General features: G+C 44.3%; 17 protein-coding genes and 1 other annotated feature. Of the genes, 5 read left to right on the top strand and 12 right to left on the bottom strand.

The window, feature by feature from the left end; all coding sequences use genetic code 11:
• Positions 1-26: 26 nt before the first annotated feature.
• The 9 genes from spoIVA to pta all read right to left on the bottom strand — a co-directional run bounded on the left by spoIVA (position 27) and on the right by pta (position 10,014).
• Positions 27-1,505, bottom strand: a complete 1,479-nt coding sequence (gene spoIVA, locus CLHUN_RS08945; RefSeq protein WP_080064249.1) for a stage IV sporulation protein A — start codon at positions 1,503-1,505, stop codon at positions 27-29.
• Positions 1,506-1,790: 285 nt separating this feature from the next.
• A complete protein-coding gene (locus CLHUN_RS08940) occupies positions 1,791-2,786 on the bottom strand; it encodes an NAD(P)H-dependent glycerol-3-phosphate dehydrogenase (RefSeq protein ID WP_080064248.1) in 996 nt (331 codons plus the stop codon).
• Between the two features lie 43 nt (positions 2,787-2,829).
• Positions 2,830-3,474 (bottom strand): glycerol-3-phosphate 1-O-acyltransferase PlsY, encoded by a 645-nt coding sequence (plsY, locus tag CLHUN_RS08935; RefSeq protein WP_080064247.1) that lies wholly within the window; start codon positions 3,472-3,474, stop codon positions 2,830-2,832.
• Positions 3,475-3,529: 55 nt separating this feature from the next.
• On the bottom strand, positions 3,530-4,852 hold the full coding sequence (der, locus tag CLHUN_RS08930; RefSeq protein ID WP_080064246.1) for a ribosome biogenesis GTPase Der: 1,323 nt from the start codon (positions 4,850-4,852) through the stop codon (positions 3,530-3,532).
• A 55-nt stretch (positions 4,853-4,907) separates the two neighbouring features.
• On the bottom strand, positions 4,908-6,296 hold the full coding sequence (locus tag CLHUN_RS08925; protein WP_080064245.1) for a DUF512 domain-containing protein: 1,389 nt from the start codon (positions 6,294-6,296) through the stop codon (positions 4,908-4,910).
• A 184-nt stretch (positions 6,297-6,480) separates the two neighbouring features.
• Positions 6,481-6,663 (bottom strand): 50S ribosomal protein L32, encoded by a 183-nt coding sequence (gene rpmF / locus CLHUN_RS08920; protein ID WP_080064244.1) that lies wholly within the window; start codon positions 6,661-6,663, stop codon positions 6,481-6,483.
• 104 nt (positions 6,664-6,767) lie between these two features.
• A complete protein-coding gene (locus CLHUN_RS08915; protein WP_080064243.1) occupies positions 6,768-7,265 on the bottom strand; it encodes a YceD family protein in 498 nt (165 codons plus the stop codon).
• A gap of 423 nt (positions 7,266-7,688) precedes the next feature.
• A complete protein-coding gene (locus CLHUN_RS08905; protein ID WP_080064241.1) occupies positions 7,689-8,882 on the bottom strand; it encodes an acetate/propionate family kinase in 1,194 nt (397 codons plus the stop codon).
• Between the two features lie 136 nt (positions 8,883-9,018).
• Positions 9,019-10,014 carry a phosphate acetyltransferase gene (gene pta, locus CLHUN_RS08900; RefSeq protein WP_080064240.1) on the bottom strand — a complete coding sequence of 332 codons (996 nt, stop codon included), beginning with the start codon at positions 10,012-10,014 and terminating at the stop codon, positions 9,019-9,021.
• Between the two features lie 456 nt (positions 10,015-10,470).
• Here pta and CLHUN_RS08895 point away from each other — a divergent pair, with 456 nt between their 5' ends.
• The 4 genes from CLHUN_RS08895 to CLHUN_RS08880 all read left to right on the top strand — a co-directional run bounded on the left by CLHUN_RS08895 (position 10,471) and on the right by CLHUN_RS08880 (position 17,107).
• Entirely contained in the window at positions 10,471-12,072 is a 1,602-nt protein-coding gene (locus tag CLHUN_RS08895) for a spermidine synthase (RefSeq protein WP_080064239.1), read from the top strand.
• 479 nt (positions 12,073-12,551) lie between these two features.
• Positions 12,552-14,009: a glutamate--tRNA ligase gene (gene gltX / locus CLHUN_RS08890; RefSeq protein WP_080064238.1), complete on the top strand. Its 1,458-nt coding sequence runs from the start codon at positions 12,552-12,554 to the stop codon at positions 14,007-14,009.
• 83 nt (positions 14,010-14,092) lie between these two features.
• Positions 14,093-15,811 (top strand): glutamine--tRNA ligase/YqeY domain fusion protein, encoded by a 1,719-nt coding sequence (locus tag CLHUN_RS08885; protein ID WP_080064237.1) that lies wholly within the window; start codon positions 14,093-14,095, stop codon positions 15,809-15,811.
• An 81-nt stretch (positions 15,812-15,892) separates the two neighbouring features.
• Entirely contained in the window at positions 15,893-17,107 is a 1,215-nt protein-coding gene (locus tag CLHUN_RS08880) for a cofactor-independent phosphoglycerate mutase (protein ID WP_080064314.1), read from the top strand.
• Positions 17,108-17,188: 81 nt separating this feature from the next.
• Here CLHUN_RS08880 and CLHUN_RS08875 read toward each other — a convergent pair whose 3' ends face one another.
• Both CLHUN_RS08875 and CLHUN_RS08870 read right to left on the bottom strand, forming a co-directional pair.
• Positions 17,189-18,736, bottom strand: a complete 1,548-nt coding sequence (locus tag CLHUN_RS08875; protein ID WP_080064236.1) for a 2-isopropylmalate synthase — start codon at positions 18,734-18,736, stop codon at positions 17,189-17,191.
• A gap of 138 nt (positions 18,737-18,874) precedes the next feature.
• Positions 18,875-19,099: a binding site (T-box leader), on the bottom strand.
• A gap of 43 nt (positions 19,100-19,142) precedes the next feature.
• Positions 19,143-19,820 carry a hypothetical protein gene (locus CLHUN_RS08870; RefSeq protein WP_080064235.1) on the bottom strand — a complete coding sequence of 226 codons (678 nt, stop codon included), beginning with the start codon at positions 19,818-19,820 and terminating at the stop codon, positions 19,143-19,145.
• A 198-nt stretch (positions 19,821-20,018) separates the two neighbouring features.
• Between CLHUN_RS08870 and CLHUN_RS22680 the strand changes: the two genes are divergently transcribed.
• Positions 20,019-20,147: a hypothetical protein gene (locus CLHUN_RS22680; protein ID WP_278247529.1), complete on the top strand. Its 129-nt coding sequence runs from the start codon at positions 20,019-20,021 to the stop codon at positions 20,145-20,147.
• A gap of 14 nt (positions 20,148-20,161) precedes the next feature.
• On the opposite strand, the gene CLHUN_RS08865 is transcribed toward CLHUN_RS22680, so the two are convergent.
• Positions 20,162-24,337: a hypothetical protein gene (locus tag CLHUN_RS08865; RefSeq protein ID WP_080064234.1), complete on the bottom strand. Its 4,176-nt coding sequence runs from the start codon at positions 24,335-24,337 to the stop codon at positions 20,162-20,164.

Below are 24,337 nucleotides of genomic sequence, written 5' to 3'. Positions count from 1 at the left end.
TGTCCGGGTGCAGCAGCAGCTCTGTATTACAATATGATGCAGATCAGGCCTCCGCTGCCCTCATTTATAATTTTCTGCAAGGTTTCCTGAAGCTTGAGCTGCGCATCCTCCGGCATTCTGAAAAGCTTATTCTGCAGTCCTTCATTTACAAGCTCGTGCAGTGACTTGCCGAATATGTTTGACTCCCACAGTCTTGCAGTATCATTTTCAAACTCCCTGAGCAAATATGTCACCAGCTCTTCCGACTGTTTTTCAGTCCCTACCAGCGGTGCTATTTCAGTTTCGATATCAGCCCTTATCATATGTATGGACGGGGCACTGGCTCTCAGCCTGACTCCGAACTTGTTGCCCTGCTTGATGATTTCAGGCTCCTCAAGGGTAAGCTCCTCGAGCTGTGGAGACACCATTCCGTAACCCTTTACCTTGACTTCATGCAAGGCATATTCAACCCTGTCATACTCGCGTTTTACTCTTGCCAGATCCTTTATGAGACGGATCAGCTTGTGCTCTCCCTCTATTTCCATTCCTGATTCCTCGCTGAGAATCCTGTACAGCAGTCCGTCCGTGGTGGACAAATCCACAAGCACCGAACCTTCACCCAGGCTGACCTTGTCTATTACAGCTCTTTTAATAAAGTCATAGTTTTCAAAACCGGGCATGGCCGACTTTATATCCCTTATCCTGCCTGCCGACCGGAAAGTCTCCCTTATGGAATCAAGTACGTTGGACTTGAGCCAGTGAGAATCCTCCAGAGCTTCCACCCACCTGGGTATATTTACACCGATTTCGAATATGGGAAATTCATGCAGGATTTTTTCCATTACCGAATCAATATCATCGATTCTCATCTGGAGGCAGTCCATGGTAAGAGCCGTCACACCGTACTTCTGCTCCATTTCCTCCCGCAGCCTGAGAGTTTCCGGATCTCGCGGCCTTATGGTATTAATTATTACTACAAACGGCTTATTAATGGCCTTAAGCTCGGCAATTACCCTTCTTTCGGCATCTATGTAATCTTCTCTGGGAATATCGGCTATACTTCCGTCTGTGGTCACAACTATACCAATGGTAGAATGCTCGTTGATTACCTTTCTGGTTCCGATTTCGGCTGCTTCTTCAAAAGGAATCTGGTATTCATACCACGGAGTGGATACCATTCTGGGTGCATTGTTTTCAAGGTGGCCCATGGCACCTCTTACCATATACCCTACACAATCGATCATTCTGACTTTTAGCTGTACATTGTCATCAATAACTACTTCTACTGCCTCATTGGGGATGAATTTAGGTTCAGTGGTCATTATGGTTCTTCCCGACGCACTTTGTGGAAGTTCATCTATTGCCCTTTCCTTCTGGTAAGTGTTCTCTATATTGGGAATAATCAGCAAATCCATAAATCTCTTTATGAAGGTTGATTTACCCGTTCTTACAGGTCCCACTATTCCTATATAAATATCCCCTTGAGTTCTTTCAGCAATTTGCTGGTATATATTGAATTTTTCCACGCTTAGAACCCTCCCCTATATTGCTACACGCCCAAATAGGACTATGTACGTTGTCACTTTCAATATTAAATATATGTCCGAAAAAAGTTATTATTACAAAAAAATTATAATAAAATTGACTTTTCTCAGGTGAAGTTCAAGGGAGGATATCACACAGCCTGCGTATTTACATAAAAAAGAACTGCATACGGCAGAAAACCATATGCAGCCCGCTTCTCTTATTCTATTGGGTAGTCCGGCCAGTCCTGGCATAAGCCTGGCCGGACACTCCGCCTTAAATATTTATTACATTTCCGTTTTCTTATCCCTGGTCATAAGGTCGCCCACCGCAGTCCTTGGGTCTTTTCCCTCGAACAGGACACTGTATGCCTCATTGGTTATGGGCATGGATACTCCCAGTCTTTTTGCAAGCTCGTAGGCCGGCTTGGTAGTGGCTACACCCTCTACAACCATATTAACCTCGTCAAGGGCTTCCTGTACAGACTTTCCCTGACCTATCAGGATTCCGGCCCTCCTGTTCCTGCTATGCATGCTGGTACAGGTAACTATAAGGTCTCCAACTCCCGTAAGTCCTGAGAATGTCTCGGAATTTCCGCCCATGGCAACTCCCAGTCTGGAAATCTCTGCAATACCTCTGGTCATCAAGGCAGCCTTGGTATTGTCACCATAGCCCAGGCCATCGGAAATGCCCGCGCACAAGGCTATTATGTTTTTCAAAGCTCCCCCCAGCTCTACTCCTATGACATCTGTATTTGTGTAAACTCTGAAGTTGGGAGTCATAAACAAATCCTGCAGGAAGCTTGCAACCTCAACCTTTTCAGAAGCGGCCACCACGGTAGTAGGTATGTCCCTGCCTATTTCTTCGGCATGGCTGGGGCCTGACAAAACTGCAACACTGTTGTCCGGCAGTTCTTCCTGCATTATTTCGGAAAGCAGCTTGCAACTGCCGTCCTCTATTCCTTTGGAACAGGTTACCACAACAGTATCCCTGGTGATAAGCCCTGCCAGGGTTTTGCAATTCTGTCTGGTCGTCTGGGAAGGAACCGCCAGAACTACAACCTCCGCATCCTTTACCGCAAATTCTATCTCATTTGTGAATTCCACACTATCAGGGATTTTCACACCCGGTAATCTGGTCACATGCTCTTTGTTCGCCTTCAACATACCTATTTCATCCTTCATGGGAGACCAAAGTCTTACATTATTGCCGTTCTTAGACAGCAAAACCGCCATCGCTGTACCCATGCTTCCAGCGCCGACAACTGCAACATTTCTATTCATATTCCCCTCCTGTTATAATTAAATTGTATGTTACCAATAGAAATTAACCGTTGGCTTTTTTCTTTTGACCCAGCTTAGCTTCCGAACCACTAAGCAATCTTTTGATATTTCCACTATGCCTTGCCACAGCAAGAATTGCCAATACTGCGGAAAAGACAATAAAAACGGGGCCGTTTCCCTTGATAGCCGCACCCACCGGAAATGCCGCCGAAGCAATTATGGAACCCAGGGATACATACCTTGTAACAGCTACTATGACTGCAAATATGCCCAGCAGTATAAGCCCCAGCTTCCAGTCCATCATCATTACCACAGCAAAAGAGGTAAGTATTCCTTTTCCTCCTCTGAAGCCGAAATAAACAGGCCAGTTATGTCCTGCTATTGCCGCCATGCCTGCAGCCATACCACCAATGCCGGCAAGATCAAGGGTTACAGTTTCGGGTATCGTACTCACTACTAGCTGTCCTATAAGGTAGGATACTACCCCCTTTAAGATGTCTCCCGCTATTACCATCAGCGCTGCAGCCTTTCCCAGCGTTCTCAGCGTATTGGTCATGCCCGCGTTGCCGCTTCCATGCTTTCGTATATCCGTGCCATAAAGCTTTCCTACTATAATGGAAGTATTCAAGCTTCCCAGAAGATATCCTATAACTGCAACAGCAATAAGCCTGATTATTAAAATACCCATACAAAACCTCCACTAACCAAATTTTGCTGAATCCGACATCCACAGCCCGTTTGGTTTAATCCTTGTCCCTCTGCCTGTGAATGAACCTGATAGGAGTACCTTCAAACCCGAAATTTTTTCTCAGTTGATTTTCAAGATACCGCTCATATGAATAATGGAACAGCTCCAGATCATTTACAAAGACAACAAAGGAAGGCGGTTTGACTCCGGCCTGTGTCATATAGTATATTTTCAGTCTCTTGCCCTTGTCAGACGGAGGCTGAACCATGGCAATAGCTTCATTGACCAGGTCATTGAGCATTCCGGTGGAAATCCTGAAGGCAGCCTGATCGGCTACAAACTTGATCAGCTCATAAATCTTGTGCACTCTCTGGCCTGTCTTTGCAGATATAAACAATACAGGTGCGTAAGTCATGAAACCCAGCTTCTCATGCACCTGTTTCCTGTATTCCTCCAGTGTGCCGGTCTCCTTTTCAATCAAATCCCATTTGTTTATCACTATAATCGAGGCTTTTCCCTGCTGATGTGCATAGCCTGCAATCTTTGTGTCCTGCTCCGTGACGCCGTCTTCGGCATCTATCATTATCAGGCATACATCAGCTCTTTCTATAGCCGTCCAGGATCTTATGGTACTGTACTTTTCTATGCTTTCGTTTATCTTTGCTCTCTTCCTGATACCGGCAGTGTCAATAAAAGTGTATTTCTGCCCGTTATTTTCCACATGGGTATCAATGGCATCCCTGGTGGTTCCGGGGATATTGCTTACAATTACCCTTTCCTCACCCAGTATGGTATTTATTAATGAAGATTTGCCCGCATTTGGCTTGCCCACAACGGCAACCTTTATGACCTCCTCATCGGACTCACTGTCAGCATCTTGGGGAAAATGCTCAAAAACAGCATCCAGCAGGTCTCCCATGCCCAGTCCATGCACCGAGGATATGACTACCATATCTCCCATGCCAAGATTATAAAATTCATATACCTCCGGCGGAGGATCTCCCACCCTGTCCACCTTGTTTACGGTGAGTATAACCGGCTTTTTGGATTTTCTTAGCATTGTGGCCACTTCCTTGTCTGTAGCCGTCATGCCGTCCCTGGCATCCACCATAAATACAATAACATCTGCCGTTTCTATGGCGATTTCCGCCTGGCGCTTCATTTGCTGCATTATTATATCTTCCGAATAGGGTTCAATTCCCCCGGTATCTATCAATGTAAATTTTTTGCTTCTCCACTCAACTTCTGTATATATTCTGTCTCTGGTGACTCCAGGTGTATCTTCTACAATAGATATCCTGCTCCCTGCCAGATAGTTGAAAAATGTCGATTTACCCACATTGGGCCTACCAACAACTGCTACTATGGGTTTTCCCAAAATTACACCTCCGTGTTTTTAAAACAGCTTAGCTTTCTTTCTATTATTATTAGCCTCATTTACCAATCAATGCATTTACAAAATTCTCTCCGCCGCTGTCAACTATCCGGATTTTCACCCCAAGTTCACCTTCAAGCTGTCGGACAGTATAGTCGTCCAGCAGCACTTCCTCGCCCGCCCTCAGCATGCTTCTGCTGATGAGGAGTTCCTGGCCCAGCAGCCTGCCTGTGAGCTGTGCCGCAATATCCTGCCCGGTGAGAAGGCCGGACACAGTAACATGAGGCCCGAAAAAATTGTTTTCAATATCATAGACTTCAACTTCCAAACCGTGAAATTTGGATTTTATTTCTTCTACCAATTGTAATATAATTTTTTTAACAAGTCTACCCGTGGCAATACTTATATGCCTTTTTTCAGATAAGGTACCGCCCTTTATATGCCTCAGGGTGTCCATAACTTCCTTTTTCAACACGGCTACCATCCCAACTCCGTTTTCAATCTGGGGAAAGCCTTCGTAATCCTTGAACCTGGGTAATTCAACCTGTGCATTGATGTAGAACTCATCCGAGAGGTATACAAGCCTGGTGCCCTTTTCCTTCAACAGCCTGGCCTGCCACCTATGTACCTGCTCTATGACCTTGAAGCTGCTATCCTTATCAAAGGGAACCAAATCAAACAAATTCTCCCTGTGCCTGCTTATACCCACCGGCACGATTGAAATGCTGCCAATTCCGGGAGCCTGGGCGGAGAGGTCCGCTATGGTTCTGTCCAGCTCCTCACTGTCATTGATGTTCCTGCAAAGGACTATCTGGCAGTTTACTTCTATGCCGTTGTCTGTCAGCATTCTTATCTTGTCCAGCACATCCCCTGCGAACCTGTTTCCAAGCATAAACCTTCGCAGGTCCGGATTGGTAGTGTGCACAGAGACATTTATGGGTGACATCCTGTAGTGTATGATGCGCTTCAGCTCATCCTTCTTTATATTCGTCAATGTGACATAATTCCCGGTAAGAAAAGACAGGCGGGAATCGTCATCTTTAAAATAAACCGTTTCACGCATACCCTTGGGAAGCTGGTCTATAAAACAAAAAATACATTTGTTGGTGCAGCTTTTAGCTCCATCAATAAGAGAATCCTCAAATTCAAGGCCCAACTCTTCATTTTCGTCCTTATCTATTTCAATCTCCCATATCTCTCCATGGGACTTCTCAATTTCCAGAAGCAGCTCTTCCGATGCCTGGTAGTACCTGTAGTCAAAGACATCCTTTATACTTTTATTATTAATAGCCATCAGAAAATCTCCGGCTTCAACACCGGCTTCCTCTGCTATGCTTCCGGGCTGCACCATACAAATTTTAATCCTGTTTTTGCTCAAGTAAAGCACCTTCCCACCTGTTTTGTCGGTATAAACAGTTTCCTCCCGGAACAAGCCGTTTATACGCATGATTCAGTTGATTCCTGTACATTTATGCTTTTTTAAATGCTTTTGTCAGTATTGTTTTGCCCGCGGTCAGCACAGCCGTGCCGACCGGTGGTTGTACGGACAAATCAAAGAGCAGCAAGAATACTCCTGCTGCTCTTTAGGAACAATTAAATATTAATTCCGCATGTTCCTGAATGACATATTATTATTTAGCTTCTACTTTAACTACCTGTTTGCCATCATAATATCCACATTCACCACATACCCTGTGAGGCAGCTTGAAAACATGACACTGTGGGCAGTTTACCAGAGTTGGTGATGCCAGCTTCCACTGGGATCTTCTCTTACCGGTTCTTGCCTTGGACCATCTACGCTTTGGATTTGCCATCAATAACACCTCCCTACTATAATGCAACCATCAAGAAATAATCAAACAATAAATCTTGTCCCTTGAAAACCGTACTTTATTATCTAACTATCTCCAGTAGAAACCTACTTGAAATAATCTTTAAGTATTTCCATTCTTGGGTCTACTATTTCGCGTTCATCACAATTACAATTTTTCAAGTTCAAATCGGTACCACACACCCTGCATAAGCCTTTGCAGTCATCACTACATATGGTTTTCATGGGCAGAGCAAGAATTATGTTGTCAATAAGCGGCTTATCAATGTCCACAACATTACCTTCAAATGTATATGCATCCACATCATCGGATTTGGAAACCTCGACAAAGTTCTCTTCCACCTGGATATCAGAAACAGTATCCACTTGCTTCAGGCATCTCAGGCAATTTGCATTAAATTCAAAATGAAGATCACCACTTAGCTTTAACAGGCCACCCAAATTAACGATGCGCCCCGCGAACTTAAATGAAGGCTTGAATTCTACAGAAGTATCATACTCTCGTAATTCCGGCAGATCGCCAAGAAAATCCACGTCTAGCCCGGCACCTTCAGTTTTAACAATATCAGACACATTTACTCTCATTAGTAACCTCTTAAAAACCGACAACTGATATTATACTAACTAATACCTCTTTTGTCAATAATTCAATTTCGGTTATTTGCATTGATTTTTCCAGTCATCCTGTTACTGGTACAACATTCGGTAAATCCTGGCACATAATTTGGGTATATTTTTTGAACTACATCGTTGTCGAAAAGAACAACCTTGTTGTTCTTGATTGAAATAAAGCAATTATTCCGCACTCCTCCGCTTTGTATTTCCAAAAAATCTTCTCCAAATTTATGCACCCTGTTTACCGGATGCTGTACTAGTATTGCCTGATATCTATTTTACTATATTAATTCCGTAAAAATTAATGCTGCCCTATAAAAGTAAGAGCCATACAGCCTCAATTATGCTTTATATGGCTCCAGGCAACGAATTATCACAATAATAATGTAGGAACTACTTTAAGAGCCTCAGAGTCTCCCGTGCAATGGCCAGCTCCTCGTTTGTTGGGATAACCAGCGTTCTCACTGCAGCATCGGGAGTACTGACATCTATTTCCTGGCCTCTGATCTTGTTTTTGTCCGCATCTATCTTGATTCCCAGGAAGTCCATATTCTTAAGCACCTGAGACCTTATGACAGAGTTATTTTCACCGATACCTGCGGTAAATACGATTGCATCCACACCATTCATAACCGCTATATATTCACCTATAAACTTCTTTACACCATAAGCAAATATCTCAAGAGCCAGTTCCGCCCTTTTGTTTCCTTCATCGGCGGCGGCATGCAGGTCTCTGAAATCGCTGCTCACTCCTGAAACTCCAAGTACACCGGACTTTTTATTCAGCAGATTGCTTACTCCCTTAACGGTAAGATCTTCTTTTTCCATGAGGAAGGTCACAACCTCAGGGTCAATGGTACCGCTTCTGGTTCCCATTGCAAGCCCCTGCAAAGGTGTGAAGCCCATGGAGGTGTCTATGGACTTGCCCTTGTCAACAGCACAAATGCTTGAGCCGTTGCCCAGATGGCAGGTTATTATCTTTAATTCACTCAGCGGCTTTCCAAGCAATTCTGCCGCTCTTTCAGAAACGTACTTATGTGAGGTTCCATGGAAACCATATTTTCTTATGCCGTATTTCTGATACAGCTCGTAGGGTATTGCGTAGAGATACGCATAATCCGGCATGGAGCTGTGGAAGGTTGTATCGAACACTCCAACCATGGGAATTCCGGGCATTATCTGCTGACAGGCTTCAATACCGATAATATTCGGAGGGTTGTGCAGCGGTGCTATGTCAATACATTCTCTTACAGCCTCCATTACATTTTCATTTATTATGGCGGAGCTGTTGAACTTTTCTCCTCCATGCACTATCCTGTGACCCACGGCGGATATTTCCGACATACTCTTTATCACACCTATCTTATCGTCGGTGAGAGCACTGATAACAGCTTCAATAGCATCCTTATGGTTTTTCAGAACCTTGCTGATTACAACTGCTTCCTCGTCCCCTTTTGATTGCTTGATAAATGAGTTTTCAATACCTATCCTGTCACAAAGTCCCTTTGCAAGTACAGCTTCATTTGTCATATCTATCAACTGATATTTCAATGAAGAACTTCCTGCATTAATAACTAAAACCTTCATTTATATTTCATCTCCCCAATGTTTATTTACTGGCTTTTATTTTAAAAATATCCCTTTTACAATAAGTTCAGCCGGCTTTCGGCCGGCTTGCCTGTTTCTCCGCCGGCACTCTTATAATAGGAGCGTCAGCGTCATATCACATATTTTGAGCCTGTACGCAGGTAATTGCCACAACTCCCACTATATCCTCGGCGCTGCAGCCTCTGGAAAGGTCGTTTACCGGTCTTGCCAGCCCCTGGATTATAGGTCCGTAGGCGTCTGCCTTTGCAAGTCTCTGTGTGAGCTTGTATGAAATGTTTCCGCAATTCAGGTCAGGGAAAATCAATACATTTGCTTTTCCTGCCACAGAACTGCCGGGAGCCTTTGACTGTCCCACTGAAGCAACTATGGCCGCATCCGCCTGAAGTTCTCCGTCCAACTGAAGCTCAGGAGCTTTTTGTTTTGCAAGCCTGGTAGCTTCCACCACCTTTTCCGTCAACTCACTTTTTGCACTGCCGTAAGTTGAATAGGAGAGCATTGCCACAACCGGCTCAGCCTGAACCAGGCTCTTGAAAGATTTTGAAGATGCGATGGCAATTTCGGAAAGCTCTTCAGCGTTGGGATTTTCAACAAGTCCGCTGTCCCCGTATACAAACACGCCTTTTTCTCCGTATTCGCAGTCAGGCACTACCATTATGAAGAAGGCAGATACAAGCTTTGCTCCTGGCGCGGTTTTCAATATCTGGAGCGCAGGTCTTAAGGTGTTTCCGGTAGAGTTTATGGCGCCGGCTACCATTCCGTCGGCAGCGCCCATTTTCACCATCATTATGCCGAAATACAATACATTTTCACTCAACAGTTTTTTCGCCTGTTCCACTGTCATACCCTTTGATTTTCTGAGCTCATACAGGGTATTTACATATTCGTCAAATTTATCAAAATCTGCAGGATCAACAATTTGCGCCTTGGATATATCCAGGTCTCCGGCCAGCTTCTCTATTTCCCCCCTGTTTCCAACGAGAATAACATTGGCTATCCCCTGTTCCTGAATCATGGCAGCAGCTTTTATGGTCCTGATGTCAGTACTTTCAGGAAGTACGATGGTTTTGATTTCACTTTTTGCCCTGCTGACTATCTGCTCTAAAAAATTCATATTAATGGTCCCCTTTCTGATCAAACAATATAACTTAAATTAAAAATTCAGCTAAAAAACACGCTTATATTTACATAATTATTTTCAACTTTTCTATATATAAAGTATTTCAATAATTAATGCATTTTATTTTATCACCTGGTCATATCACCTGAAACCAAGTATATTCACCACTTTTATTATATACAACTTGTTCATTGTATACAAGATTAAAATTTATACTAATTTATCTGAATCAAATATGCACATTTGCTACATTTAAATATTTCAAAATACTTACAGCAAATAAAGAATGTTTTGAAAGCAATAACCATTTCACAAAACAGTCATTATGATATAAACTATATTATATAAACCTGCAAGCTATATGCTATGTAGACAAATATTTATCAGACCTCAAGGCTGTGGCTGGATATAACCGGTAATTGCCTTATGAAAGGATTGGAAAAAGGACTAATGGAAAAAAAAACTCTTTTGTATGCCACCTCGTTTTTTTGCGGAATGTCTGTAATGGCTGTTGAACTTAGTATTTCAAGATTGTTGGCACCCACCTTCGGAACCTCTCAGATTATCTGGACAGTCATAATCGGGCTTATTATGATTTCCTTAAGCATCGGAAACATTCTGGGCGGAAGATGGGCGGATAAAAACAACAACCTCAACAAGCTCTATATGATAATCTGGGGTGCTGCCATTTGGATCGGCATAATTCCCTTTATCGGAAAATACGTTATACTGGCAGTTACAGGCTTACTGGCTTTATTCTTCTCGAATGACTTACTGGTGACAGGTACGGCAATATCCTGCCTTGTGCTTTTTTCAGTTCCACTGATAGGTCTCGGAATGGTTTCACCCTATCTGGTAAAGCTGGGAGTGACCGACCTGGAAAATGCCGGCAGGACCACAGGCAAAATTTATGCCATGAATACCATTGGAAGTATCATAGGAACATTTTTACCCACCTTTGTGACAATCCCTTACATTGGCACCAACAAAACCTTTTTGCTCTTTTCACTGATACTGAATCTGATATGCGTAAGCTATTTCATAATTAAGAAGACAAAGCCCGCCAGGTTCATAGTCAGTTCTATCCTGCTGCTGGTTGTGCTTTTTCTTCCCATTTCCAATTCCTATGCCTTCTGGAAGGACTGCCTGGTGGAGGATGAATCCTTATATAACTACCTTCAGGTTTCTGAGGACGACAGGGCGGTTTACCTCTCAACAAATGTGGCCTTTGGAGTCCAGTCGGTTTACAGGAAGGATAATAAGCTGTCGGGGCTCTATTACGACTACGCTCTTATGGCACCCCAATTCATCAAGGATTTCAGTGCGGAAAAAAATCTTGACCTGCTGATTCTTGGCAACGGTACAGGTACATATGCCAAGCAGTCTAAAATATACTACGGCAATGTAAGGACCGACGCTGTGGAAATTGACTCAAAAATTGTGGAGCTGTCCAGAAAATATTTCGGAGCCTCCCAGGACGAGGCAAATGTATATACCACTGACGGGAGAACCTTTTTGTCGGATGAGAACTGCAGTCAATATGACGTAATCATGGTGGACGCCTATCATGATATAACCATTCCCTTCCACATGACTACAAGGGAGTTTTTCACCAAGGTATCGGAGCATCTGAAACCCGGAGGAGTAATAATATTAAATATAAATATGAAGTCCAAAGGTGACAATCCCATAAACCGGTATTTGAGTCAGACTGTAAAAAGTGTAATGAACAGGGTTTTCACCTGTGATATAGACGGCACCACAAATCTATTGCTTTTTGCCTCCAATGACGAGGATATGCTGAACAATTTTAACGCAAATACTGAAAAATTTGCCGGAGATAATCCCTTGCGGGGAGTTTCAAATTACGTGGGAAAGAACTTGAGAGAGGTCACCGAGTCAAAGCTCGTATTTACCGATGACCTGGCTCCTGTGGAGGTTCTGGGCCAAAGCCTGCTTAACGATATTGTGAAGGACGAACTGGAGGGCTTTAAGGATATGATAAATTTTAAGGAAAAAGGCCTTCAGGGAATTTTTGATCTGCTGAAATGAGAACAATCAGTACAATATAATGTTGTACTGGCGTTTTGCCTTGTACTATTAAATATCTGAAAACCTTGACACATGTCAAATTTAAATAATATAATAGAGAACAAACGAAATTTATTAGCAATGACGATAATAAGTACGTCTTTAAGTTCTTAAAGTCAATTGCAGCGCAATTGACCTGCAGAGAGCCGGAGGTGGTGGGAATCCGGTATGAACACTGATGGAAACAGGTATCCGAGCTTCAGGCCGAAGAAACATTTCAATTCATTTTGATTCATTGACATATATTTTTATTTATTAAGCAAAATATATGATGGATATTCTGAAATGAAGTAAGCCTGACGGTTAAACTCCCGTTACAGAGAAAAGTGGGCTTTGCCAAGCACGGTGGTACCGCGGAAGTTAACCTTTCGTCCTGCATATGGACGGAGGGTTTTTTATTTTTATAATACAATCTATATTTTGGAAGGGAGCTGGCCAATATGCAAACCAGAACAAGATTTGCCCCAAGTCCGACGGGCTATATGCACATCGGAAACCTAAGGACTGCACTGTATGAATATTTAATAGCGAAAAAGGAAAATGGTAAATTCATTTTAAGAATAGAAGATACAGACCAGGAACGCTTTGTAGAAGGTGCCGTTGATATTATTTACAATACCTTGAAGCTGGCAGGCCTTGTGCATGATGAAGGCCCGGATATCGGAGGCGATTACGGCCCCTATGTCCAGAGCGAAAGAAAGGGCATGTACCTGGAATATGCAAAAAAACTGGTTGAGCTGGGTGGGGCATATTACTGCTTCTGCTCAAAGGAGAGGCTTTCCGCCCTTAAAGAGGAACATGATGCTGCCGGTCACGGCCACAGATATGACCGCCACTGTCTCAACCTGACCAAGGAAGAAATACAACGGAAGCTTGCAGGAAACGAGCCGTATATCATACGGCAAAAAATGCCCGATACCGGCACCACAAGCTTTGAAGATGCCGTTTATGGAACCATTACGGTTGACAACAGCGAGCTGGATGACCAGATACTCATAAAAACCGACGGACTTCCCACCTATAACTTTGCCAATGTCATAGATGACCATCAGATGAATATTTCTCATGTAGTAAGAGGAAATGAATACCTGGCCTCAACCCCCAAATACAACCTTTTGTACCAGGCTTATGGCTGGGATATTCCCACCTATGTGCACGTTCCTCTGATATTGAAGTCTTCCGGACAAAAGCTCAGCAAGAGGGCGGGAGATCCTTCCTTTGAAGATTTGGTAGCCATGGGCTATCTTGTAGAGGCTATAGTAAACTATGTCGTGCTGCTTGGCTGGAGCCCCGGAGACACAAGAGAAATCTACTCCCTTAAAGAGCTGGAGCAGGTATTTGATATAGAGGGTATAAGCAAGTCCCCGGCAATTTTTGATATAAACAAGCTCACCTGGATGAACGGTGAATATATCAGAAAAATGCCTGTGGAGGACTTTCACAGGCTTGCACTTCCCTACTATGAAAAAGCGATTACAAATAAGAATATTGACACCCTGAAGCTCAGCAAGCTGTTGCAGTTAAGGACCGAGGTACTGACTACCATTCCGGAAACCATCGATTTTATTGACAGTCTCCCGGACTATGATATTCAGATGTATGTCCACAAGAAGAGTAAAACCACACTGGAAAACTCTCTTGAAAGCCTTAATTCTGCATTGCCGGTGTTGGAGGCCATTGAGGACTGGAACTTTGATGTGCTTCACGAGAAGCTTTTCGCTCACATTGAAGCCCTTGGCATCAAGAACAGCCTTATGCTCTGGCCTATAAGAACCGCCATCTCCGGAAAGGCCGTCACTCCTGGCGGAGCTGTGGAAATAGCCGACATCCTGGGGAAAACCGAGACTCTTGAAAGAATAAGGAATGGTATTGAAAAATTAAAAGGCAGTATGGGCTGACAGGGCTTATAACGCCTGCAATACCCATAGCTGTGTAATAAATAATATCAAATAAATTAACCGAGTTTAATGGAGGTATTACCATGCCTGATGAAAATATCAACAGTTCAGAAAATGAAATAGAGAATTCCGCTCCCTCGAACTTTATCTATGACTTTATAGATGAGGACCTGGCAGAGGGAAGAGTTCCCGGTAACACTGTTATTACAAGGTTCCCGCCCGAACCCAACGGCTATCTGCATATAGGCCATGCCAAGGCTATTTGCATCGATTTCGGAACAGCGCTTAAATACGGTGGAAAGTGCAATCTCCGTTTTGATGATACAAATCCCAGCAAGGAAGACGTCGAATATGTGGAGTCCATACAGGAGGATGTAAAATGGCTTGGCTTCAACTGGGACAATATGTACTATGCATCCGAATATTTCGGCATTATGTATGACTGTGCCATAAAGCTTATACAAGAGGGAAAGGCCTTTGTGTGCGATCTGACACCCGAGCAGATAAGAGAACACAGGGGAACGCTTACCGAGCCCGGTAAGAACAGCCCTTACAGAGACAGGTCAATTGAAGAAAATCTGGATTTGTTCCAAAAGATGAAGAACGGTGAATTTGCCGACGGCTCCAAGGTTTTAAGAGCAAAAATTGATATGGCCTCCCCCAATATCAATATGAGGGATCCGGTCATATACAGAATTTTAAGAGCCCACCATCACAGAACAGGTGACCAGTGGTGCATCTATCCCATGTATGATTATGCACACCCTATCGAGGATATTGTGGAGAACATAACTCATTCCCTGTGCTCTCTGGAATTTGAAGATCACAGGCCCCTGTACGACTGGGTGAAAGAAAATGTGGGGCTGCCTGCAAAGCCCCGTCAGATAGAGTTTGCACGGCTGAATCTGGCATACACCCAGATGAGCAAGCGAAAGCTTCTGCAACTGGTAAACGAGAAATATGTCAGCGGTTGGGACGATCCCAGAATGCCCACTATTTCCGGTCTGAGAAGGCGAGGCTATACGCCCGGCTCCATCAGAACCTTCTGTGAAAAAATAGGCGTGGCAAAGAATAACAGCATGGTTGACTTTGCTCTGCTGGAGCACTGCATAAGGGATGACCTCAACTTCAGTGCCTCAAGGGTCATGGCCGTGCTCAGGCCTCTTAAGGTTGTTATTGAGAACTATCCTGAGGGTCAGGTAGAGTGGTTTGATGTTGAAAACAACCCTGAAAATCCTGAGATGGGGACAAGAAAACTTCCTTTTTCAAGAGAAATATATATTGAACAGGACGACTTTATGGAGAATCCTCCAAATAAGTTTTTCCGCCTGGCACCCGGCAAGGAGGTACGTCTGAAGAATACCTACTTTATAACCTGCCAGAGTGCTGTAAAGGATGAAGCGACGGGAGAAATCCTTGAATTGAGATGCACCTATGATCCTGAGTCAAAGGGAGGAAATTCCCCGGACGGCAGAAAAATTAAAGGAACCCTCCACTGGGTTTCCGCATCTCATGCCGTAAGGGCCCAGGTTCGTCTGTACGACCATTTGTTTATGAAAATCGATCCGGAGGATGTTGAGGCTGGAGCGGACTTCAGGTCAAATATCAATCCCGGCTCCCTGGAAATTCTTGAAAGCTGCATGGTAGAGCCTGATCTTATAAGGGCTGTACCCGGTGAAAGATTCCAGTTCCTGAGAATGGGCTATTATTGTGTGGATAGCGAATCAACTGAACAAAAGCTGGTCTTCAACCGTACTGTGGGTCTTAGAGATACCTGGGCAAAGGTTGCTTCAAAGGGTTAATTTAAAGTCATAATGGGCGCAGGCTGCGTACAGTTGCCTTCCTCAGGAGGGTAACCGGCCTGTGCCGGAATGGAGATAATTATGAAATATGTTGTTGTATTGGGTGACGGTATGGCAGACTATCCCATGCAGGAATTAGACGGCAAAACACCTCTGCAGTATGCAAAAAAGCCAAACATTGACATGCTGGCAAAGAAAGGCACTGTAGGCCTGGTTAAGACAATTCCGGAGGGAATCCCTCCGGGAAGTGATGCCGCCAACCTTTCAGTTATGGGCTACAGCCCCGAAATATACTATACCGGTCGTTCTCCTCTGGAGGCTGTCAGTATGGGCATCCAGCTCCTTCCCACAGATGTGGCCCTCCGCTGTAATCTGGTTTATCTCTCTGAGGACGAGCCGGTCTATGCACATAAGACCATGATTGACTACAGTTCGGATGAAATTTCTACCGAAGAGGCAAAAGTGCTCATAGAGGCTGTTAACGAAGTACTTAAAAGTGACAGTATGATTTTTTATCCCGGAATAAGCTACAGGCACTGCATGGTTTGGAGCAATGGCAGGACAGGTCTGGGCTGCACTCCCCCCCACGATATACTGGAGAAAAAAGTGACAGAGTATCTTCCAAAGGAGGAGTCAGGAGTTCTGCTGGAAATGATGGAAAAAAGCTATGGCATTTTAAAGGATCACCCGGTTAACCAGTCCAGAAAAGCGAGAGGACTGCGTCCAGCCAATTCCATCTGGCTGTGGGGTGAAGGCAAAAAGCCGGCTTTGACCTCCTTCAGCGAGAAATACGATAAATCGGGAACAATGATTTCCGCCGTGGATCTGCTTAAGGGCATAGGCCTTTGTGCAGGCCTTGCATCAGTTGATGTGGAAGGCGCTACCGGCAACATTCACACCAACTTCCTGGGCAAGGCGAATGCCGCAATTGAAGAGCTTGACAAGGGTAAGGACTTTGTTTACGTGCATGTTGAGGCTCCTGATGAATGCGGCCACAGGTACGAAATTGAAAACAAGGTAAAATCCATTGAACTGCTTGACCAAAAAATCGTCGCTCCCCTTTTGGAGGGCCTGAAAAAGCACAAGGCTTACAGGGTTCTGGTGCTTCCCGACCATCCAACTCCCTTGAGTTTACGGACACATACCTCCGAGCCGGTTCCCTTTATAATTTATGACAGTACCAAGGAACTGCAGTCGGCGGCAGAATGCTATGATGAAGCCGAGGCAAAAAAGACGGGTGTTTTTGTTGAAGAAGGCCACAAGCTGATGGATTTGTTCATAACCGGAAAACTATAGACAATACTCAATTAACTGTTGATTCATACTTCAGGGACCGCACCCATGGCTGCAGTCCCTGAAGCTTTTTATACGTGAACCCTACCTGTCCAGGAGTATTGCGTTCAAGCCGTTAATGAAAGCAAGGGCGCTGGCTTTTATTACATCGGTATCCATTGCTCTGGCAGTAAAGATTTTATTATTGAAGCCTATCCGTATGGCTACCCTGCCAAGAGCTTCCTTCCCTCTGGACATGCTGCTTATCTTGTATTCCTTCAGATCCACCTCAAGGCCGGTCACATCCTTTATGGCTGTGTAGAGGGCATCAATGGGTCCGTCTCCCACAGCACTGTATTTGAATATATCGCCGCCTTTTTTCAGCTTGATGGTTGCTGTGGGGAAAATATCATTGCTGACCACCTGGAAGGACACCAGCTCATATAAATCCACCTTCATATCCCCGCCTGTTTCTTTTTCAGGCTTGCTGCCGTTGTGCTTTTCCACCAGGTAATAGACATCGTGGTCGTAAATTTCCTTCTTTGCATCAGCCAGCTCAAGGAATTTTGCGAATAATGCCCCAAATTCAGCTTCATCAGAAAAGCTGCAGCCCAGCTTTTCTGCCGCATTTCTAAAGGCATGGCGGCCCGACCTGGCTGTCAGGATTATGTCCATGCTCTCCACACCCACATCTTCCGGTGCTATGACCTCATAAACCTCTCTGGACTTAAGCAAGCCGTCCTGATGAATACCTGAGGAGTGTGCAAAAGCATTATCCCCCGTTATGGCTTTATTCACCTGTATATCCAGTCCTGTGAGATTGCTTACAAGCCTTGAGGTCTTAAAAATCTCTTTTGTAATTATGTCCGTATGGGCATCGTAATAGGCTGAGCGCAGCTTCATTGCCATGACGACCTCTTCCAGAGCCGCATTTCCCGCCCTTTCCCCCAGCCCGTTGACAGTACATTCAATCTTGTCCGCACCATTTTTTATTGCAGCCAGGGTGTTTGCAGTTGCAAGCCCCGTATCGTTATGGCAGTGAACGCTTAAAATCAAACTGTCACTCATATTTTTGAGCCTGTAATTTATTTTTCTTACCAGTTCGCCGAATTCTTCAGGTACGGCATAGCCAACAGTATCAGGAATATTTATCATAGTTGCCCCTGCCTTAACAACAGCCTCTATGGTCTTCCACAAATATTCAAAATCCGAGCGTGAGGCGTCCTCAGTAGAATACTGGATATGGGGCAGCAAGGTTTTTGCGTACTTGACCGCCTCCACTCCCATTTCCAGGACCTGGTCCCCGGTTTTATTGAACTTCTTGTCCACATGCACTGCCGAGGTTCCCAGCACTATGTGTATTAACGGGTTCTGTGCATATTTGACGCTTTGATAAACCGCGTCAATATCTCCTTTTACAGCTCTGGCAAGGGCGGTAATGGTGGTGCCGCCGCTTCCCACCTGTGAAGCTATTTCCTTTATGGCATTAAAGTCTCCCTGTGAGGAAGCAGCAAAGCCCGCTTCAATTATATCCACATTCAATGCCTTAAGCTGATGTGCCAGTTCAAGTTTTTCGTATAGATTCAGCTTTGCTCCGGGAACCTGTTCCCCATCCCGCAAGGTGGTATCAAGTACTAATATTTTTCTGCTCATATAAAACCTCCATAAATCAAAATTTTGCTGCTGCCCAGACCCGGAATCCGGACTGCGTGTGTTTATGTTATTGACCGGAAGTGCACTTTTCCGAAGCAAAACAAAAGAAAAACAAAATAAAAAAGCCTCTGTCTCTGTTCTAGAGACGAGGCTGACTCGCGGTACCACTCTACTTAATTCCTAAGAATTCACTTTTTCAACGGCTAGCACCGTCTATCCCTGTAACGGAGGAACTCCGGCTTACCTTACCAAATCGGGCAGCAGTTCATGGATGAGTTCAAAACCCTGGAACTATCGGCTCACACCAACCGCCGACTCTCTGAAAGTTTTCAGGCATCTACTATTCCCAGTCATTACCTTTAACATTTTATTAAATATTAAACCATAATTATAAGGTTGTCAACAGTTAAATTATTTTTGTTACATTAGACAGGGTATTTCCAAATTCACCCCAATCTATAAATCTTTTCGTTTCACTCCAACCATCGATAACCATAACAAAAACTTTATCTGCCGAGGCCTCTCTGTTGCTTCCAAATATCCTGTACCCCACAACAGATACGGTATGCCCTTTGTAATCCCCTCCGGCTATATTTAAAAGTACGGGATTCATATCATCAACATTAGCTATGATTGTCTTTATTTTATTTAAATACACGTTTTGTGAACTGCTTTTTGTGTAGCCGAAGCTGTTCCAGGTATCCCTGACCATTGTCTTGATTTCAAAGGGAGTATACACGAACAAATCCCTCAGCAAGCCTGATTTATTCGGGTCATAACCGTGCCTGACCCCGATTTCCCTCACTATCCCGTATATTACAGACACATCATCGGGTATTTTCTCTAAACCCTGTTCCGAATAATATTTCATTATTCGGGTGATGGCAGCCAGAGTGCAGTTATTGTCATCCGGCCCCAGACTGGACTGTTTGAAATTTGGAACGCCGTGTATGAACTTACTTTTTTTCAGTTCCCAGCCTGTTCCATATTTGAAGGCAATATATTTCTCCAAATCTTCTATACCGCCGTAGCCATTGAAGTTTTTGTTCTGCCCGTTCTGCTTGACAGTATCCGTATTCCGCATATCCGGCTTCAACCTCCGACAGAAATTAATAACAGCCCCTATTCAGTATATGCAGATACTGTCAGGAGGGTTCAACAATAACAACTTAAATTTTTGAATAAAAAACGCAATTCTACAAATTATAATAAAAGAGTCCCTGGGAATTTATTTTTTGCTGGCCAGATACTCATTAATATCAATAAAGGAGACTTTTTTAGCATGTTTAAAGGAAAAAAGCACAAGACAACTTCAAAGCCCGGTGCTCAGAACAAGGAAGAGCAGGCTGCAATACAAAACCCCGACAATCCTGAGCTCAGCACAAAATACAAGGGTAAGCAGGGTAAATAGCCGCCGTAAAGTCACTAATGGCTTTGGACAAAAATCAGATCGTCGGTGGCTTTTCCTCTTATATACAATACGTTACGGGAGGTATTTTTCATGTACCACTCATCCTCCCATTTTTCATTTCCATATGTAGTTTCACCTTTTTTCATTACAATATCAAAATTTATAAATGAGCCGTCATCTGTTTCAGGGGGTATCACCCAGTCAAAGGAATAGGTCTGTCCGCCGTCACAGGTGAGAACAACGGTATCAGTACATTTTTTACGGTTAACCTGGTAGTTTGCCTTAAATGCGGCCCAGTCAGGCTTCCCCCCAAGCTCTATTTTTCCCTTTATCCTGTAGCCTGCTTTTATATGCGTTCTGGGATATGCAATCAGGCCATAATAATTTACCGGCAATTTCAAAGTTCCAATATTTGTGTCAGGTCGTCTCTCATACAAGTCGATTTTCCCGTCATGATTCCGGTCCGTGCCCCTGGAGGTGTCAAAATAATAATCCCGCCACGCGGCATCCAGCATCATGGTTATAAAAAAGCCTCCTGCACTTACGGGTTCAATGGAATATGGTCCCCTCAGCCTGTAAAAGGATTTTCCCGAGGTATCAAAGGCTTGCATATGTAAATAATATGTTCCATCTCCCGTGACAGGAGGCAGGCTGTACACCTTTGACTCAAGACCGACCCAGCCCGCGGTCGGTTTGACCTTGCTGCGGGTGAGGGCATAGCTTGTTTTGGGCCACCTTGGAGACCCTGCAAGTACCAGATCGTTTTCTCCGTTGTCCTCAGCGGTTATGGTTATATTCAATGGACCGTTTCCGGTGTACGAAAACGGGCTTGCATCAATTGACGGCGGTGAATCGGCCGTGTCGATTTCCACCTGGTACGGAAGGCTCCAGGCTCCCTCCATATCCCTGACCTGAAGCTTTACATCATAAATGCCTCCATATGGCAATTGGACAGGCAGCCTTCCGTCAAGCCAGCTCTGAGAGCCCTGCTGCCTGTATTGCCACCTGTATTGGACAATCCCCCTGTTTGACAGGCTCATATGGTCAATATCATAAGAAGTATCTTCAACTGACACCTTGCATAATTCTCCGGCTTTGGACAGGCTCACCTGAAATCCGGCCACCGGCCTTCTGTGGACATATACGGTAATTGGCGCCGAATCCCCGCTCCACTTGCTGAATGCTCCGAATAAGTGCCGCCATTCACGGTCATTTTTGGGATTGTCCTGAATCCGTCCCACTATATCATATTTGCCCACTTTGTCCAGAGCCGTATCAATTGAGCTTAAATACCTTCCAACGCGGGAATTCAAGCCCTGGCTGTTTTCAAACACCTCAGGCTCATGAGCTGCTATTTTCCACTCCTGTTCACATACCGGATCGGATTCGTAATCCTTTCCCAGCAGGCTTGTGGACAGATAGGCTTCACCGATTATCATATATACCGTCTGGCCGGTTCCCTTGCTGAAAGGCTTATATCTGTTAATAATCTGGTTTTCAAGCTGTTTCAGGCTGCCTGTATTTTGTCCTCCTCCATTAACTGAATTATTTGTTATATCTCTCAGTGTGGCATTTTGTGAGGGCAGGCTGATGCCGGCGCCTGTCAGCTTGTAGTCCAGATTGACCTTTGAGGTCAGGTTATATGTGGTAAACCTGCTATTGACCAGCTCATTTATAAAGCTCCGGGACAGGCTGCCAAAACCATAATATGTACCGTAGGCGGAGGATATGGTATTCCCCTCCCCTTTCATGGCGGCTATAAATATTTTGTCTGCGCCGGAGCGTCCCGCCAGGTTTGCAGCCTCCAGGACCTTCTCAGTGTTGACTCCCCTATAGGAATCCACTGCCAAAAACCTGCTGCAGGCACCGTCAATAATGCTGCTGTTCACATCATAGCCCCTGTCTGCAAGAATACCTCCTATTTCCTTCAAACCTTCTGAAAGCATATCCAGCTCTGAGCCTCCATAATCAGTGGCGGCTATTATATCCACCTTATTCTGGACATGTATACCGTTTATAAAGACTATATCCTCCAGGGCAGTTTTTAAACTGCCCGTATCATAGTACATACCGGCATACGGCTGCTTATTTAAGACAGCCTGCAGTGAAAAATCCTGTTTTTGCGCAGTGTAGTCCACTGCACCGGAAGAATCGGAAAGCAAAAGGTCCAGCGCTGCTTCAGGTGCCGCTACATAGGATGTGAAATCATATTTGCTCATATACCCTTCATATGAGGCTTTTGTAAGTGAACCAAAGCCGTAATAATCTCCAAAATCGTCACCATATCCCGGCAGCCCGCTTTCAGCGGTCAGATATATAATATATTTCCGGCTGTCAGCCCTCAGTCCCAGTGTATCTATTCCGCTGAAATCAACAGCTTTAACCTCTCCGATATATTCTTTGTCATAGCAATTGTCCAAATGCCAGCCGGCATCCACAGAATTGATTTTTATGTTTGTTATGCAGCTCTGGAAGCCGTCCCGTCCGCCATTAATGAAATCTATAAAGGTAAGCTCACTGTCCAGCCTGTAGGTGACAAGGGTGGCCGCCTTATTATGGGGGTCGAATATCTCCAGGTCATAATATCTTTCCACCTTGTTTACCACCAGTCCCCAGTTGGAGGTATTCATGTAGCTTATATCGGTCTTTTGCTCCGATATGGTACAAGAATAATTTTCAGACTTGCTAAAGGCGGGCAAAGCTTCGCCCTGACTGATATCACAGGTTTCGTAAGGAATTTTCAATGTAACTGTTTTATCAGGATATGAATAAACTTGAGAACCGTATGAACTTCTTTCATAGGTAATCTGCTGGTTAAAAGTGATATTGACATTTCTGCTGTAAGCTTCTCTGGGAGCATAAACCTTTCTGGTTCCTATCTTCATCTCATTATTTAAAACGCAGGTCTGAAGGTCAACCCCTTTTTCAAGGGCATTTGCCCTCGTAGTATTGAGCTGATTATTCAGAGCAGTAAGTTTTTCCTTTCGGTAATCAGTTGCAATTACCACATCAACCTTTTTACCTTTGGGAAGTGCATTGGCCAGCAAATTGTCCAGGGCAGCATCCAATTCAGCAGGCAAATATACCTTATTGCGGGAGCTTGCCGCGAAAACCTCCGCAAGGCTCATATCCTGCTTATCTGCCGGACTTAAGTAATCAGGATAATTAACCGGCATCTTTGTATTTATGACCTCAGAGGGAGCTGCTATATATACGGTTGCCTCCTTGCAGAACTTTCCCACGTTGTCCTTGCGCATGCTGCCAAAGGGATAATACTGTCCAAAGGGGTACTGAAAGGAAATATCCCTTTTTGAATCGGTGAGCAGCAGCAAATACTTTTTTCCTTCCTCCCTGACAGCATCATCCAGCTTTGAAAAGTCCAGGGCTTCCACCTTTTCAACATAGGTACTGTCGCTGGTGGCTTTAACAGACCATTGGGCGGGGCAGGTAACGTCCATTGAGTAAAAATCAATGGGCTCAAAGTTATCAGGATAATTATAGTAGTAGGAACTGGAATAGGTTTGTGTGTAGATATGAGAATTTTGTGTGATAAAATCATAATTTACAACCGTACCGCTTATGTTATCAGGATTGTACATCTGTATGGGTATATAACCCTGCGCCCAGTATTCGTATACGCTGCCGTCATACCTGCGCCAGCAAAGCTCCCTGTAAAGTCCTCCACCTGCCCCATAGCTGCCATAGCCCCTGGTCCAGGAAAAAGCTTCTCCCTTGGGGAATTCAGGAGTATGATATATGTCCTGCTCAAATTTTACAGAGCTGTCATATTCAATGGGGATTCTGTTTTTAAGTGTCGTACTTCCGTATTTGTAGTCATAAGTATTTATATATGCATATCTCACAAGGTTCTGTTTCTTACGGGTTACAGTCCGGCTCACAATTTCCTTTTTACCGGTCAAAAATGAAGCCTTCAGGTCTACCCCTCTTTCCCGCGCCCGCTGCTCAAGCTGATTTATTTTGGCTATGATTCCGTCAAGCCTCGTTCCCTGATAATCAGTAGCAATTACCAGGTCAACAGAATTGTTTTCAGCTTCCGCCAGGACAAGCGGAATATTTGGTGCTACATTGGCAAAATCGAAACTGCTGGACGCAGCATTTATGTAAATAGAGGATAATATTATGTTCAGTATCGTGAATAAGGATAGATAGCCGCAGTATTTATGCTTCAT

Origin of the sequence: Ruminiclostridium hungatei, from assembly GCF_002051585.1 — a bacterium.
Lineage (GTDB): Bacteria > Bacillota > Clostridia > Acetivibrionales > DSM-1351 > Ruminiclostridium > Ruminiclostridium hungatei.
The sequence above is the reverse complement of the archived record's forward strand: the minus strand, read 5'-3'. Positions and strand labels throughout refer to the sequence as shown.